At 38.8% G+C, this 17,380-nt stretch carries 7 protein-coding genes; all 7 read right to left on the reverse strand.

The window, feature by feature from the left end; translation table 11 throughout:
• Positions 1 to 351 precede the first annotated feature (351 nt).
• Positions 352 to 2,826 carry a DUF4982 domain-containing protein gene (locus tag BXY82_RS02150; RefSeq protein WP_133756535.1) on the reverse strand — a complete coding sequence of 825 codons (2,475 nt, stop codon included), beginning with the start codon at positions 2,824 to 2,826 and terminating at the stop codon, positions 352 to 354.
• A 14-nt stretch (positions 2,827 to 2,840) separates the two neighbouring features.
• Positions 2,841 to 4,094 (reverse strand): glycoside hydrolase family 27 protein, encoded by a 1,254-nt coding sequence (locus BXY82_RS02155; protein WP_243835653.1) that lies wholly within the window; start codon positions 4,092 to 4,094, stop codon positions 2,841 to 2,843.
• Positions 4,095 to 4,186: 92 nt separating this feature from the next.
• Positions 4,187 to 7,300 carry a glycoside hydrolase family 2 TIM barrel-domain containing protein gene (locus BXY82_RS02160; protein WP_133756536.1) on the reverse strand — a complete coding sequence of 1,038 codons (3,114 nt, stop codon included), beginning with the start codon at positions 7,298 to 7,300 and terminating at the stop codon, positions 4,187 to 4,189.
• Between the two features lie 27 nt (positions 7,301 to 7,327).
• Positions 7,328 to 10,681 (reverse strand): glycoside hydrolase family 2 TIM barrel-domain containing protein, encoded by a 3,354-nt coding sequence (locus BXY82_RS02165; protein ID WP_243835654.1) that lies wholly within the window; start codon positions 10,679 to 10,681, stop codon positions 7,328 to 7,330.
• 360 nt (positions 10,682 to 11,041) lie between these two features.
• Positions 11,042 to 12,784, reverse strand: a complete 1,743-nt coding sequence (locus BXY82_RS02170; protein WP_133756537.1) for a RagB/SusD family nutrient uptake outer membrane protein — start codon at positions 12,782 to 12,784, stop codon at positions 11,042 to 11,044.
• Between the two features lie 12 nt (positions 12,785 to 12,796).
• A complete protein-coding gene (locus tag BXY82_RS02175; RefSeq protein ID WP_133756538.1) occupies positions 12,797 to 15,910 on the reverse strand; it encodes a SusC/RagA family TonB-linked outer membrane protein in 3,114 nt (1,037 codons plus the stop codon).
• Positions 15,911 to 16,159: 249 nt separating this feature from the next.
• Positions 16,160 to 17,338 (reverse strand): PNGase F N-terminal domain-containing protein, encoded by a 1,179-nt coding sequence (locus BXY82_RS02180; protein WP_133756539.1) that lies wholly within the window; start codon positions 17,336 to 17,338, stop codon positions 16,160 to 16,162.
• Positions 17,339 to 17,380: the final 42 nt, after the last annotated feature.

The following is a 17,380-nucleotide window of genomic DNA, read 5'->3' on the forward strand; positions in this document are numbered from 1 at the left end:
GTAATCAATTTAAATCTTTATAAATAATTTTTATCAAAAGCGTTGTGCGAATTTTAAATTTTTCAGGTATTTATTTTTTCTAAAAAAAACTACCAATTGTAAGCGTTGAACAAATAATCAGCGCAATAACACTCACTAAAGTCAGGATTCTAACGCTATGTTTTATGAGATATATTATTCCTATAATTACAAAAACAATTTGAGCAAGCATCAGAGGAATGGTAAGAATTTCTACGAAAAACCCTAATATTACACTATTCACTTGGTATATATAAAGTAAATACAATCCTATAAAATAAAAAATTAGAGCAAAATTTATGATGGTAAGGTTTCTATCCGTTATAAATTTTTTCATTTAATGTTTGTGTCTAAATTTATTCTTCCCATTTTCAATCCTTTTCCTGAGACCTCCAATACTATCTCGCCAGCAGTTTCACCAGCTTCTACCAAGACCACCAATTTACCACTAAACAATTTCATTGTTGGTAAATGGAATAACTCGAGGGAGGTGGCGTCACCATTAGCTGCTGCTTTATATTTTCCAGCGCCTTTTACCTTAAATTTTAATTGATTGGTAGCAGTAGGACAGGGAATTCCGTTTTTATCAACCACAGATACGGTGACAAATGCCAAATCCTTTCCGTCAGCAATTAACTGTGTTCTGTCGGCTTCTAAGACTAATTTGTAGGGTTTTCCTGCGGTATGGGTTTCTTTTTCTGCCACGGGATGTCCATCAGCATCAAAAGCGACCACTTTTATGGTACCCGGTTCGTATGTTACATCCATCCACATCAAGCGGTATCTGTGGGTTGGCGAACTATTATTTTTTTTCTGAATGCCCATGCTTTTGCCGTTTACAAACAATTCAGCACTATTATAATTGGTATAAACGAAAACGGGGGTGATTTCTCCTTCACGTCCTTCCCAATTCCAATGAGGTAGCATGTGGAGTGTTTCCTCTTTCGTGTTCCAACGACTCCGATATAAATAAAAACGATCTTTAGGCAATCCGGCCAAATCATTAATTCCAAAATACGAACTTCTAGATGGCCATTTGGTATCGTAAGGCGTCGGTTCACCTAAATAGTCGAAACCCGTCCATACAAATTCGCCAATCACCCATGGTTTGTCATCTTGCAACACAAAATCTTCATCAGGGATGTTAGACCAACTGCAGGCTTCCAAATCGTAGGATGACGACTGCAAATCGTCATACATTTTCATCTTTGCTTCTACCACGGGGAACTTATAAATGCCACGAGAACTCACTGTAGATGCGGTTTCTGATCCTAAAATTAAGCCTTGCGGAAAGGCTTTGTAAGCGTCTTCATATAAATGCACACGGTAATTCAACCCCGGGATGTCCAATACCGCACCAAAACCTGAAGCCATAGTCGCTTCTACTTGATCCATACCTACGGTCACTGGTCGGGTGGGATCTTCGCGATGAAAAATATCCTGAAGCCGTTTGGCGCGTTTAGCACCCTCACTGCCCCATTGATCAGGGACTTCATTGCCGGAGCTCCACATCACAATACTCGGGTGGTTGCGCGTAGCCTGTACTAAATTGACGATATCCTTTTCTGCATTAGTTTCAAAATAGCGATGGTACCCGTTGTCGACTTTCGGTTTTGCCCATTCATCAAAACTTTCGGCTAAAAATAGAAAGCCCATTTCATCACACAATTCGAGTTGCTCCAAAGACGGCATATTGTGTGCGCTGCGGATGGCGTTGGTTCCCATATCCTTTAAAATCTGAAGTTGACGGCGTAAAGCTGATCTGTTCACTGCCGTGCCAATCGGGCCTAAATCATGATGCAGACAAACGCCTTTGAACTTCATGATCGAATCATTTAGGCTAAAGCCTTTTTCTGCTTCGTATTTGATGCTTCTAATTCCGAATCGTGTTGACATTTCATCTTTTAAGATGTGGTCAGCATACAATTGAGAGGTGGCCGAATATAAATAGGGCGTTTCCGGACTCCATAACTTTGGATTGCTAACAGCAATATTCTGTTCAAAGGCATCTCCAAAAATGACTTGGGTGGAATCGACAGCCACTGTTTTACCGTCCGCATCTTTGATGGTGGTCACCATTTTAAGATTTTCACCAGACACCTTTGTTTTAACATTGACTTTTGCTAGATCTGAAGTTATAAAAGGTGTAGTTATAAAAGTCCCCCATTGATCAATGCTTTCCTTGTTTTTGGTAATGACCCGCACATTGCGGTACAATCCCGCACCAGGATACCAACGTGAGGACAATTCGCGATTGGTCAGTTTAACCGCCAACGTATTTTGTTGGTTGGCACGGATATGCTCGGTGATGTCAAAATAGAAATAGCTATAACCATAGTTCCAACTGCCAACTTTTTTGCCATTAAGGAATATTTCAGGCTCGCTCATGGCGCCCTCAAAAAGGAGAATGACTTTCTTTTCAGAATCAAAATTCGGGATATCAAACTGATTGCGGTACCAACCAATTCCGATATAAGGTAGTGCACCCGTGCGTCCGGTTTTTTCTGTAGCTACTTTTTCGCCATTTTGAACAATGGCTACCGTTTGCTTGTCAATTTCTTTATCAAAAGGCCCTTTTATGGCCCAATCGTGAGGCACGGTAACAGTTTCCCATTTGGAATCATCAAAAGATTGTGAAGATGCGTTCTCTACATCGCCTTTATGAAACTTCCAATTCTTTTTTAAAGTCAACACCGTTCTCTCTTGACCGTGAATTGACCCTGAGAATAGCAATCCAAATAACACGCAGATCGCCGACAGATTAAAAACTGTAGTACTGTTAAAAAGGTGTTTTTTGATAGCTATCATAATGTTGGAGCGGTCTATTTATTTTGAAATATATTAAAAGGTTTTGAAGTTCCTGATAGCGATAATACGACCACACCATGTGCAGGCACTTCAAAGCTCAATGTATTTTTTGTGGTGGATCCATAATCCTGTTTTGCCCATAAATCGCGGTAGGTATAGCCTTTTGAAGCATCTAAACCGACGGTATTCAGGTCGAATGTCATAGTCGTTGGCTTATCGGATCTGTTTAATAAAGTGACCGCCACTTTCCCGCTCATGGTGGAGACTAACGGCTTTGCCCAAACTTCTAAATCGCCTTCATCCACCAAACGGCGTGCTTGGTACACCAACGGATCCTGATTAAGGGCAATCAGCTCTTTATTGGTCAATATGGCAATAGTTTCTTCAGACATATCGCGCAAATCATTCCCCGCCAAAAGTGGCGAATTCATCATGCACCACATGGTAAAATGAGTTTTATCTTCTTCATAACTCATGCCGCGTCCTACTTGCAGCATGTCCATATCGTTGACATGGCCTGGGGAAGCGTATTTCCAAAGATCCGCATTCAAATCTATGATGTGTAGGATGGAACTGAATTCGTTGCTGATATCGCCGGAGATCCGCCATGAATCGGCAATTTGCAACGCCCATTCGCCAGGAAACTCCCATCGGCAGATATTATATACCGTATTCGGTTTGATCTCTTTTATAATATTGGCAATTTGGGTGTATCGGGTTTCTTCATCCAATCCTAACCACTCGCCGCCACACCAATCGACTTTAATGAAATCATAATTCCAGTCGTTGAGCATCAATTTCAAATCCTTTCTGTCGTGGCCCATCAGTCCAGAGCCCACTCCAATCGTATCGTTATCCCAATGCGAAGCGCACGTATTGATCCCCGCATCAGAATAGATGCCTGCTTTTAATCCTTTGGAATGAATATAATCAGAAATGACTTTCATCCCGTTAGGAAAACGTTCGGGATGCACCAATAAATTCCCTTCAGCATCACGACCGCCAAAAAAGCCATCGTCTATGTTTACATAAGCGTAACCCACATCAGCCATTCCGGATGAAATCATAAAATCTGCTTGCGCTTTAATGATCTCTTCATTGATATCCACATGAAAATTATTCCAGCTGGACCAGCCCATGATTGGCGTTTGTGGTTTGGTGATGGGTTGGGCCGTGTTTTGAATAAAAGTCAAGGGTACCACAGTCCGTTCTTGAGGTTTACAAGACATCAAAACGAACAACGACAACAACAGACAAATTTTATACATTCACTTTCTATATTAAAACAAATATCGACCGCTTTCAACAATGAAAAGGGTCGATATGTTGTACGTATTACATACGCATATTTACACTATCATTACTCAATTGGCACCATCCAGTACGAATAAGAATAGTCCTTATACGGCAATCGGTATTGTTCCATTGGCAATCTTCCCCAACTGTTGATGCTTCCCAAACCTTGTTGGAAACCATCAATGTTTACGAACACTTCTTTACGAGGATCAATTTCTCCAGCATGGTGTTGCACGCGCTCATCATTGGTATGCAAATCTTCTTCAGCAAAATTAAGGGCTGAAACAGATACTGGTGTTTCGCTTAAAAACTTAAGGCCTGAACCATCTTCTTTAGTTAATGCCATCCAACGGACATCTAATTTATTTCCTGTTTCCTGCGGGCGGATGTATGGAAAATATTGCTCAGCGATGGATTGTTTATACAAACCGACTTTGGCTGCATGTTGTCTATCAGTATAGGCTTCAAAAGGACCTTTTCCGTAAAACGTGATGTTTTTATACGCTTCCGGCAGGACCAATTTGTTTCCAAATTTATAGAAATCTGGATGCTTTCCTTGGATTGCTTTTAACTCATTAGTCACTTTTACAGCACCGTTTCCATCCACCAGAAATTTCGAAATTACCTTGGCATCACCATCAAATAAGTCTCTGGTAAACGTGATTTCTACTTCAGATTTTGAGACTTGTTTAACAGCGGTCGTTACCTTGCCTGAAGATCCAGCATCTTTCCATGCTTTATAACGCTTTTGAGTACCCGCACCGTAATCATTATCAGTTGGCGCACGCCAGAAATTGACTTGCGGACCTTTTTCTAACAAGCTTTTAGTCTTGTAGACATAATCTGTTAATGTACCTTCTTTTTGATTAAACGTTACAGTAAAATGTTCGCCTGTCACGGTAATTACATCACCTTCCGTTTTCGATTTTACTGCTGCCGTTGCTTTTTCAGGAGTTTGTACATTGGCCTCTTGCAATTGGAATTGTTCATACGCCACAACATAACCTGCTTTCAATAAAGGTTCGTCTGCTTTTAATTGGGCAGCAACATTCAAGAAATATTCAACATCCTTTTTAAATGTCGTTGTAAAAGGGATTTTTAAAGCTTTCTTCGCTTGAGGTGCCGTCACAAGATCATCAATAGTTCCTGATTCTACAACTTCGCCATTGGCAATCACATCCCAAGTTAATTTGTAGTTAGATAAATCTCTGAAGAAATACCAGTTTTTAAGATCGATGACACCATTAGCCAAATCATTTTCATAGAACTTTATATCCTGATGGATGTGTGCTACTTCATGAATATGCGGGTTAGGCGTACGGTCTGGCTGCACCAATCCGTTGTTCAAAAAGTTGTTGTCACTAGGTGTGCCTTCCGGACCGAAATCGCCACCATAAGCAAAAATCTCACGGCCATTCTTTTCGATCTTAAGGCCTTGATCTACATAATCCCAAATAAATCCACCTTGAAGTTTGTCGTATTTTTCATATAAATCCCAGTATTCTTTAAAACCACCCATACTGTTCCCCATAGCATGTGCATACTCGCACTGTACATAAGGCTTGGTTCTTCTTGGGTCTTTCGCGTAGGCTTCTACCTCTGCTGGAGTTTCATACATTGGCACATACAAATCTGTATTCCATTCGTGTACCGCACGCTCGTATTGCGTTGGTCTGGTATCGTCCATTTTTTTAGCTAACAAATAAGACTCATAAAAATTGTAGCCATTACCAGCTTCGTTTCCTAAAGACCAGATAACGATAGATGGGTGATTCTTATCACGCTCCACCATACGGCCTACACGTGCTAAATGTGCTTTTAACCAGGCTGGATTGTTCGCTAAAGTTCGGTCTAAGGCGTAACCCATTCCGTGCGATTCGATATTTGCCTCATCGATGACATAGATCCCGTATTCATCACATAATTCATAGAAATAAGGATCGTTAGGATAATGTGCAGTTCTCACCGCGTTGATGTTGTATTCTTTAAAGATTTGGACATCCCTTAGCATGTCTTCGCGAGAAATAACGTGGCCTGTATTAGGATCGTGCTCATGACGGTTAACCCCTTTGAATAAAATTGGTTTTCCATTCACCAAATATTGACCATCTTTTACTTCAGAAGTTCTAAAGCCTAATTTTCGAGAAATGGCCTCAATGACATTCCCTTTTCTGTCTTTAATGACGATGTTTAATTGGTATAAGTTTGGAATTTCAGCCGACCAAGTTTTTACTTGCGGAATCACTTTTTTGAAACTGAAACTTTGTGCCGTGTTTGGCGTCAATTCATATCCCGTTGATGCACTATAAATCGATTGGTTATTTCTGGTGATTTCAACTGAAACGCTTCCTTTTTGTTTTTTAGAATCAATGCTTTTTACATCAAAAGTCAAATCAAAGACACCATCTGTATAGTTGTTTTCCAAGCCTGCTTTGGCAAAATAATCTACCAATTGAATTTTTGGACGCGCATATAAATACACATCACGCTCAATGCCTGAAATTCTCCAGAAATCCTGACATTCTAAATAACTACCATCACTCCAACGGTACACTTCTAACGCAATACTGTTGTGCCCTGGTTTTACAAAATCGGTCACATTAAATTCTGCCGGAAGTTTTGAACCTTGACTATAGCCCACTTTTTTTCCGTTAATCCAAATATAGAATGCCGATTTTACAGCCCCAAAATGGATGAATAAATCCTTACCATCCCAATTGTTCGGCACATTAAAGGTTCTTTTGTAAGACCCTACTGGATTATCGCCGTCTGGAATGTCTGGCGGATTTAAATGCCCTTTTTGGAACGGATACGTCGCGTTCACATAAATTGGCACACCAAAACCTTCAACTTCCCAGTTAGAAGGCACTTTTATAGTATTCCAGTTAGAGGTATCGAAATCTTCTTTATAGAAATCGGCTGGTCTGGTTTCTGGAGTATCGCTGTAATTGAATTGCCAAGTACCGTTTAAAAGCATGTAATTATCTGCTTTTGAAAGGTCGTTTTCCTTCGCTAATTCTAAAGAACTATACGGAAAGAAGGTGGCACGTGCATCTAATTTATTGATGCCTATGACATCAGGGTTTTCAATAACAGGGTCCAGGGTTTGGCCGATGCCCACATAACTTCCCAATAATGCTAGGAACGCCGTAATGATGCGTTGATTTCTTTCTTTCATTGCTTTTTTAATTTAATGTCTTTTTAATTAGTTCTGGTTGGAATACAACTTACTCCATTCCACAAAATCTTTTTTGGTACCGTTTTTAAAAGGAATTAAAAAGAAACTGTAGGATTGTTTTTCTTGCCCTTTGATTAGATATTCCTCCTGTGGTCTTCCACCCCAGCTATTATCTCCGGCAACACCACGTTGGGCTAAATCGATATTAAGTTGAACCAAATCTTGTTCTTTAATGTCATTAATATGTTTTGATGCGTTAATTTGTGGAATACCATCGGTTCTAAATTCTTCCTCCAACTTATCATTGCCACTATAAGCAATCCCATCCGTCGTGTCAAAATCTTCGTTTGGCATGTGCAAGGCGCTAATGCCCAAACCTTGGAATTGATTTTTTGCAACCACTAAAAGTCCGTTGTTGTTGGCATCAGCAAAAGCTGACCAACGCACGTCTGTTTTATAGCCGTTTTCCTGTGGTCTTACGTACGGCACATATTGATCTCTTACTTTAGATTCGTATACATCAAGAAACGCAGAGGCTTTTCTGTCTTGATAGTTTTCCCATGGACCACGACCAAAATAGGTCATGTTTTCATAGGCTTTTGGCAATTGCATACGCATGCCTAAACGTGGCAAGTCGGCTTTATAATCCGTTTCGTGTAAGGTATTGTTGATTTTTATCACGCCGTTCCCAAAAATATGGTATTCTGAATTGAACGTCGTGTCAACACCTGGTAAGTTATAAGTCACATTGATAGTCACACTGCCATCATCATTTTTAGCAGACGTTAATTTGGCAACCTTCGCAAACAATGATGCTTTTTTCCATTCGATGTTTTTGGCTTGCATTTGGCTTCCAAAGTCATTGTCTGTCGGCGCACGCCAGAAGTTCGGTTTCGGACCGTTACCATCTTTCAACAATTCTGTTCCTTCATACACATAAGAGGTGATTTGTCCTTTTGTTTTATCAAAAATGATTTTTACATCTGCATTAGAAATCTCAAAATGCTCTTTTGATTCTTTGATTTTTAAAGCCGCTTTATTCTCCAATGTTGTGTTTTGTTTGGTGAATTTACGTGATAATGCAAATTGCTCGTGCGCTACTTCATGCCCTTTAGGAAGAATGCCCCATGGCGCTTTGGTTTTTGCAGAAATCTCTAAGAAATACTGGGTGTTTGCTTTGTAATCGACATCTTTTAAAGATACTCTGATCAATTTTCCAGTGTGAGTTTCTACAGATATATCTTCAATAGGAATCGTTTTTAAAACGTTTCCATCGGCTTTAATTTCAGCACTAAAAGTGAAGTGATTTAAATTGGTAAAATCATATAAATTCTCCACGAGAATGCGAAGTTCATCATGACGGTTGATGCCTTGATCTCTGAAATTAATGAATTCGTGTGCTTTTTTAACTTCATATAATGCAGGCTGTGGCGTACGGTCTGGGAATACAATGCCGTTATTTAGGAAGGTATTGTCCGTTGGCATATTTTCACCATAATCGCCACCATAAGCATAGAAGCGCTCGCCTTTTTCGTTGGTTTTCCAAATCGATTGGTCCACCCAGTCCCAGATGAATCCACCTTGAAGGTTGTCATAACGCTCAATAATATCCCAATAATCTTGGAAATTCCCCGTACTATTTCCCATCGCGTGGGCATATTCGCTAGGAATGTAAGGTCGGTCCGTTTTGGTTCTTCCAACCGCTTCAAAAGTTGCTGGCGTTGGATATTGTGGCACGATAATATCGGTATTGGTATCCATATCCCATAAACTCCCGTCATAATCCTTATACGGACGCTCGTATTGTACTGGGCGTTTGGTTTTGTCGTTTGCCTTCATTGCATCATAGCCTTTAAAGAAATTTACACCGTTACCGGCTTCGTTCCCCATAGACCAGATAATTACAGATGGATGGTTTTTATCACGTTTCACCAAACGTACCATTCTATCGACATGCGCGTTTTCCCAACTTGGTTTTTTTGCTAAGGAATGTTCGCCGTAATACATGCCGTGAGATTCAATATTTGCTTCATCCACCACATACAAACCATACTCGTCACATAACTCATAAAAACGGCGTTGTTGCGGGTAGTGGCTTAAACGTACAGCGTTGATGTTATTTTCTTTCCAAAGCTTGATATCTTTCATGATCAACTCCTCAGGCACCACGTGTCCCGTTTCCGGATTTGCTTCTTGAGTATTCACCCCTTTTAAAGTGATGCGCTGCCCGTTAACCAGTAACAAACCTTGCTTGATTTCAACAGATCTATAGCCAATGCGAGAAGTCGTTACTTCTAGCGTTTTTCCTTTTCTGTCTTTAGTTTCAATAAGAAGCGTGTATAAATTTGGATGCTCGGCACTCCATTGTTTCACATTTGGCAAGGTTGCAGAAAAATTAAGTTCATTTTGTTTTGAACCATCAATAGTAAATGATTTTGATTCTGATGCCATTAGTTTGGAGTCAGCATCTAATATTTTATAAGAAACACTTCCTCTTTCCGATTTAGAATTGGCGTTTTCAAGATTCACATCAAGTTCAAAAACACCATCTTTATAGGCGGCATCCAATATTGAAACCACTTCATAATCTTCAATACGTAATTTAGGTTGTGCGTAGACATATACGCTACGCTCAATCCCACTAATTCTCCAGAAATCTTGAGCTTCTAGGTATGAACCATCGGTCCATCTGAAAATTTGAAAAGCAATTTTATTTTTGCCTGGTTGAGCAGCTGACGTAATATTAAATTCAGCAGGTAGTTTACTGCCTTGAGAGTAGCCAATGTATTTACCGTTGAGCCAAACAAATCCTCCGGATTTCATGGCGCCGATTTGCAAGAAGATTTCCTTACCATCCCAATCGTTAGGAATCGTAAATTCGCGTACATAAGATCCTACTGGATTATAGGAATGCGGAACTTTACCTGGATTTGCAGGGTAGATACGATCTACAAGTTCCATATCATCAGCAATCATGGCTTTATAATCAGAAAACTCATATTGGTGATTCACGTAAATAGGAATGCCGTATCCCTCCACTTCCCAGTTGGACGGCACTTTAATATCATCCCAACCTGACACATCTTCATTTAAATTCATAAAAGTTGTCGGTCTATCTTTAGGATCTTTTACCCAATTAAATTTCCAAAGTCCATCCAATGATTGATAAAAATGAGGGGTATTATTTAAGGCATCCTTTTCAGTGGTAAACGAGGTAAATGATGCGTGCGCTTCCAATTTATTATCGCTAATGACAGCCTCGTTTTCAATAAAGTGCTTGTAATCTTTAATCGGATCCTTGTCTTGTGCGTTGGCATTTAAAACAGCAAAGCACAAAAAAACAAATTGAAATGCCATTAAAGCCTTCTTTTTTAAAATCATGATGAAATGTTTAGATATAAGGAATAAAATTCATGAACTGCACATCATATTTATGAGATTAATCTTCCAGTAATTACAAAAATTGCAAGCAGAAAAAAAACCATCAACATGTTATAAAATGCGCGATAAATTAATTGCCTAAAATAAGCAAAATATCCTGATTTATAGAATGGGAATTGATAAAATATTACGAAACCGATTGCGTAAAAACGCAACAACAGTCATTACTGCGTTAAGATTGGCAGTGTGAAATGTTACACCTTTTATAGAACAAAAAAACCCACCCAAATAACTTGGGTGGGCTTTACAATAGGACTAATCTACTGCAATATGAACTTTTAAAATATTAGTTCTTAAACACTATTCCCATCCTGGATTTTGAACCAGATTTCCTTGACTTAAAACAATTTCTTCAGTTGGGATTGGAGACAAATAATCTCTTCCCAATTTAAAGCCATATCCTGTAGGAATGGTATTTTTATAAGGATCGATATAACCTTCAGAATTTACTAGGATTGAGGCGTTAATTTCATCTGCAAACTCTGATTCCATATCACTACCAATTATTTTAAAGCCTAAAAGTCTTTTCCCAACTATAAGTTCATCAGCGGCGGCCCAGCGCATTAAGTCATCAAACCGTTTACCTTCTAAAGCAGTTTCTACACGGCGCTCCCTTCTGACTTCATTGATGATGTCACTCAAAGCAGGAAAGGCTTTATTTGGATCTGGAACAGGAGCGATATTCAGAGCAGGCATACCTACGCGAGCTCTCAATAAGTTAATAGATTTATCAAGGTCAGCCTGCGTTAAAGTACCAAGTTCAGCCTTTGCTTCGGCAAAATTCAATAGAACTTCTGCATACCTAAAAATAATAGCACCAGTCCAACTTTCTATACGTTGTGCATTGTCTGTAATACCTCCTTTATAAATTTGAAATCCAGTAGTATTTGTAATTTCATTGTTACCTCTAAATGTTGGATATGTAAACAACTCGTTAGGAACTCCTGAATTTACAGTTATCAAGTCGCCAGGCGTTGCAATAGTTTGGGCAAGACGAGGATCTCTATTTTTTACGATATCCGTAAGGCTATTTTCCTGACTCGAGCTATACAAAGGACTGACACCAATAGGCTGACCGTCAACAGCCAAATAAGAATCTACTAAAGATTTGGTAACGCCTGTTCCTGATCCTGTATGGGGCAAATAATGCCCTACGCGGTGGCTCACGCCATCAGAAACGTTGTATTTTTTCCAAAACATCACTTCTGAAATTCCAGAATAATCTACTTTATTAAACAAGTCCCAATATGTTTTTGCAGTGCCATTATTATATAGTGTATAATCTCCTTGATTAATTAGAGTTTCAGCTGCATCAGCTGCCATTTGGAGAAACTTTGCACTTTCATTTACTGGTGCTGCAAACTCAGTTCCGTTGTGATATTTTTCCCATGTACCTTCATAAAGGGCGACACTCGATTTTAAAGATAAAGCGACACCTTTATGGATTCTAAAAGCTTCAGCAGAACTTTTAGGCTTCAAATTAGAGATGGCCATGTCTAAGTCCTCAATTATTTTAGTCGCCAATTCATTTCTTGGCATTCTTGGTGAAAATAACTCAGGCGAATCCGTATTAAGAGTCTTATCTATATAAGGCACTCCACCATAACGTTTTAAAAGACTGTAATAAAACATCGCTCGGAAAAAATATGCTTCCCCGTTATAGTGATTAATTAAAGCGTTATCTCCTTTAGCTCTACTACTATTTTCCAGATAAAAATTAACACTTCTTATCGAACTATAGTTCCAATTCCAATTACCGTCAGATGTTGGTGCGTTAGTAGTATTTCCAACAAAGCGATTATTCACAAAAATGTCTGCTAGGTTGTCACTGTTATTGTCAAACTCAAATATACCACCATTGTAACCACTATGAACAGGGAAAGAGGTGTAGAATTGATTAAGAAAAAGGGCCAAGTCATTAGGCGTTTTCCAATACTGCTCTGGAGAAATTTCGTCCTCTGGCAGTTTGTCCAGTAAATCATCTGAACAGCCCAGACTAAAGGCCATGATAAATATTACTGCGATGAATTTTGTATATTTCATAATGTGATGTTATTAAAATTGAACGTTTAATCCTAAAGAAAATGATTTTTGTAGTGGATAGATTTTCCCATTCCCCCAACGACCACCAGTTGCTTCTGGATCATAAATGCTAGACATTTCAGTTATTGTTAACAGGTTTTCTCCAGTAACGAACAATCTAAGTTTTTTAAGTTTTAAGTTTTCTAAAAAGGTGGTTGGAAAGTTATACCCTATAGTAGCGTTCTTTAATCTTAGATAAGCGCCATTCTGTAAGTATCTCGTTTGTACTTCTTGGTTTCTCCATGCGCTTCTAAAAGTAGGCCTTGGCAAAAATGCTCCAGGATTATCTTCAGACCAGTAATCTAGATGTTCTCTAAATCCAGCAGATTGCCACTGATTTCCGACAGCTCCAAAAGTGTAAGGCCCACCTGCCCATACATCTCTTTTACCTATTCCTTGCCAAAACATTGAAAAATCAAATCCTTTAAAGTTAAGACCGACATTAATAGAGTAAGAATATCTAGGAGTAGAATTACCAATGACACTTAAATCTCCAGGATTATCAGATGTAGAATCTCCCCAATCAATATGTCCGTCGCCGTTAAGATCTCTATACTGCACATCTCCAGGGAACCAAACACCTCCATACATAGTAGATTGATCTGCTCCATTATCTATTTGGTCTTGATTTTGATATAAGCCAATTGTTTCAAAACCCCAAATTTCACCAAGTTTTTGCCCTTCACGATATGTGTTCAGAAGGTTGTTAGGGTTACGGTAATTTGTAACAGTTGTCATCGCATCAGAAAGTATTACACCAACATTATACTTCACTTCTCCAATGGCATCCTTCCACTGTAAACTAAACTCAAAACCTTTGGTTTCTATAGATGCATTATTAGCTTGTGGTGCCGATGTCCCTAATACAGCAGGTAGACGCTCAGCTGGACCGAACATATTATCGGTAGATCTTACAAAATATTCAAAAGAAGATTGTAGACGGTTATTGAAAGCAGCAACATCTAGACCGTAGTTGTCTGTTTTAACCGTTTCCCATGTAATATTAGGGCTAATAATCCCTGGTGTAAGTGTATAATTTGGTCTTCCAGAATTTCCAATCCACCATAAGTTAGTTCTGATTGGCATACGTGAGATATAAAGATAGTTGGCTACATCTTGGTTACCAATAGATCCTGTTGAATAACGGAACTTGAACATACTCACTTTTTCCATAGGCCAGAAATCTTCTTTAGCCATGTTGTACCCTACAGAAACTGAAGGGAAAAAGTCCCATCTACTATCTGCCGCAAATCTTGATGATGCATCATAACGTCCATTTACTTCAAAAAGGTATTTTTCTTTGTAGTTATAAGTCAATCTACCAAAATATCCTTGTGTTGAATAAGATCCTGCAGAATCATTAACATTATCTTCACCAACTGCAGTTGAGATTGAAGGAACATTATCTGTTATAAGGTCATTTCTAGATGCAGTAACTGAGTTGTACTCTGTATTTTCTTGTTGGAAACCTAGCAAACCTGAAAAGTTGTGGGTATCATTAAAAGATTTTTCATAAGACACCACCACGTTTGGTGAGATATAATTATTTTCATAAGCATATCTTAAAAAGCCATTGTTTTGTTGTATATAGCGTTCTTGACCATCGGGTTCTGTAACGCTTACTCTAGCTGTATGAGAAGTAATTGCATTAGTAGCACGTTGATAGTATAAACTTGTTTTTATCTTCAAGTCTTGGATGGGTTCAAAAATCAAATCCATACTTGCATTAGTGTTATATTCTTTTGACATACGTCTACCTCCATCTAATAGAAAGGGAATTTCGGAACCATCACTATAACTTCCATTTGGCATCACGACCCCATTTGTAGGCCATCTTCTAGCTATATTGTGAAGATATAAACCAGGGTCATAGCTTGGTCTGTCCAAATCTTCTCTTGCCATTCTAACATTTGCGTTAACAGTAAACCAATCGTTCATTTTACTAGAAATTTTACTGTTTAAAGTATAACGTTGGTATTCGTCATCACCAAAATTCATAATTCCTGGCGCATCAAAAAACGAACCTGATACGTTATAGTTCACTTTCTTTTCATTTCCAGAGAAGCTCAAATTATGTTGTTGACGCATTACTGAGCTTTTATACATTACATCAAACCAATCTGTATTGGCATTGGAACCCGTATATTGTTGCCATTGTGTCCCATTTGGATTGGCAACGGTTACTGGAGTATTTACCGGGTCAGCTATATAAGCCTTAATACGTTCTAACACAGCTTCACTAAATATTGGAGCACCACCGCCATTGGTAGCAGCGAGGTTAAAATAATTCGCGAATTCCAAAGAATTCATCATCTCAGGTATGCTCGTAGGTGATGAATAGATGAAATTATTGGAGTATGTAACTTCATGTCCTGAAACACCTGCACCAGTTTTTGTTTTTACCAAAATAACACCGAATGCGGCACGAGCTCCATAGATTGCTGAAGAGGCAGCATCTTTAAGTACAGAAATACTTTCGATATCATTTGGATTGATATTGTTTAATCCTGACGGATCATTTAAAGGAATATCATCTACAATGACTAATGGAGAACCTGTACCTTGTAGATTACCAACACCACGAATATTAATATTCATATTGGCACCTGGCTCTCCCCCAGCATTACCAACACTTAATTGAAGTCCCGGAGCGGAACCTTGAATTGCTTGCATAACGTTACTCACAGGTCGGTCTTCGAGAACCTCAGCATCAATAGTACTTATTGCACCTGTAAGATTACCTTTTTTCTGAGTTCCATAACCCACTACAATAACCTCATTTAAACCTTCACTTTGTTCTGTCATAACAACATCAATTGATTGTCTGCCTTCTACCGGAATCAATTGTGGGGCATAGCCTACATAACTAAACTGAAGGGTTGCATTTGAATTCACCTTTATGGAGTAATTTCCATCAAAATCAGAAACTACCCCATTGGTTGTTCCTTTTTCCATAATATTGACTCCTGGTATAGGGCCTCCATTAGTGGCATCCGTCACTGTTCCTGTTACCGTGATTTGGCCCTGCACAGTAGCGAAACTGAACAGACTAAATACAAGCAGCAACCTGCTTAATTTTTGAATCATTAATGTATAATTTTTAAGTTAATATTCTTATTACACAGACTATGCTATGCTCTACACTAGACAATAATATATAAAATTATGTTAAATTTTATCCGAAATTAGACGAATGATGACTTAGACACGTCAGATGACTCTTCAGTCTCGACGAACAGGTTTCCATAAGAATTATATCAATAAATTAAAAAAAATATGCAGGACATTAAACGAATTAATGCCCTGCTGTATAATAATTTAGTAAAGATCTTTTACCTATTCATAAGTCAAATACGCTGACACCAACCAATGGTTCAATTTATCACCATCCACAGGCGTTGCAGGGATTTTTATTTTGATCGTGTGCGCACCCGATTTTAAATCGCCTAAACTCACCACCATAGGTTCTACAGATGAACCTGGACACCAGTTTGATCTCGACAAGTCTGAAGAGGCAATGCGTTCTTCGATTTCTTTAACTTCGTACTTTCTTGTTTCTGAACTGATATAGGACGCCGAATCTTTTTTAATCCATACGCCTGATGTTGGATTGAATCGACGGAAGGACGCACAATCATCACGCCATGGAATGGTATCCAAAACCAATCTATTATTAAAATAGACACTATTTTTTATTTTGATAAATTCATCGCCACCACTATGCCCACCGTGACCGGTAGTGATATAGTGTAATTTCACATTTTTGGCATTCTTCTTTAGATGAATGGTTTGGTCCAAATCTTTATGGGCGAAATTATCTGGTATTTTCTGACCGCCAACGTACGGAATGGTGTTCACTATAGGCAATACAGAAACCTTCTTTTGTGTTCTATCGGAATAGTTCAATTCCAAATCAAAATCATAACCTTCCGCGGTCCAGGAATCGATCCAAACACCTACATAAAACGTCCCAGTCACCAAGCTTTCTAAAGCGGTGATATCATGCTCCCACACCACTTCTTTTTCCCAAGACGGAATATAAACTGGTCTTCTGTACTTTACTTTATTATCACTGTAATGCCCCACGCCAAACGGAGTCATAAATCGCATCAGCTCCACTACTGGTTCGTAGTTTTTTCCTTGTACTAATCCCGCGTATTTCTCATCAACATAAGAATCTTTCGGGAATTTCTCATCCTTTTCTGCAATGTCCAGGATGGAGAGTTTTTCAGGATCAGAAACCACGAAGACAGACCCCGACTTATCCCAACGGTCGCCGCTAGAACGTACCGTCAATTTGATATTCACATCGGTGCCTTTAGCAAATGTGGGAACCGTCACTTTTTTGTACACCAAACGGCCGTCCATTAAACGGACCGTTTTAGCATCAGTTCCTTTTTCACCTCCAAAATTGAGAGGTTGCTTTTCAAAAACCTTTACATTGACAGGTTTCTGTGCGTTTAATGAAAAGATTGTAAATACTAAAAATGTAAAAATTAAAACGTTTGATTTCATGTTAAAATGTGTTTCTGTAGTTGATAGTATGGGGTGATTTTA

The organism is Gelidibacter sediminis, assembly GCF_004364975.1.
GTDB lineage: Bacteria > Bacteroidota > Bacteroidia > Flavobacteriales > Flavobacteriaceae > Gelidibacter > Gelidibacter sediminis.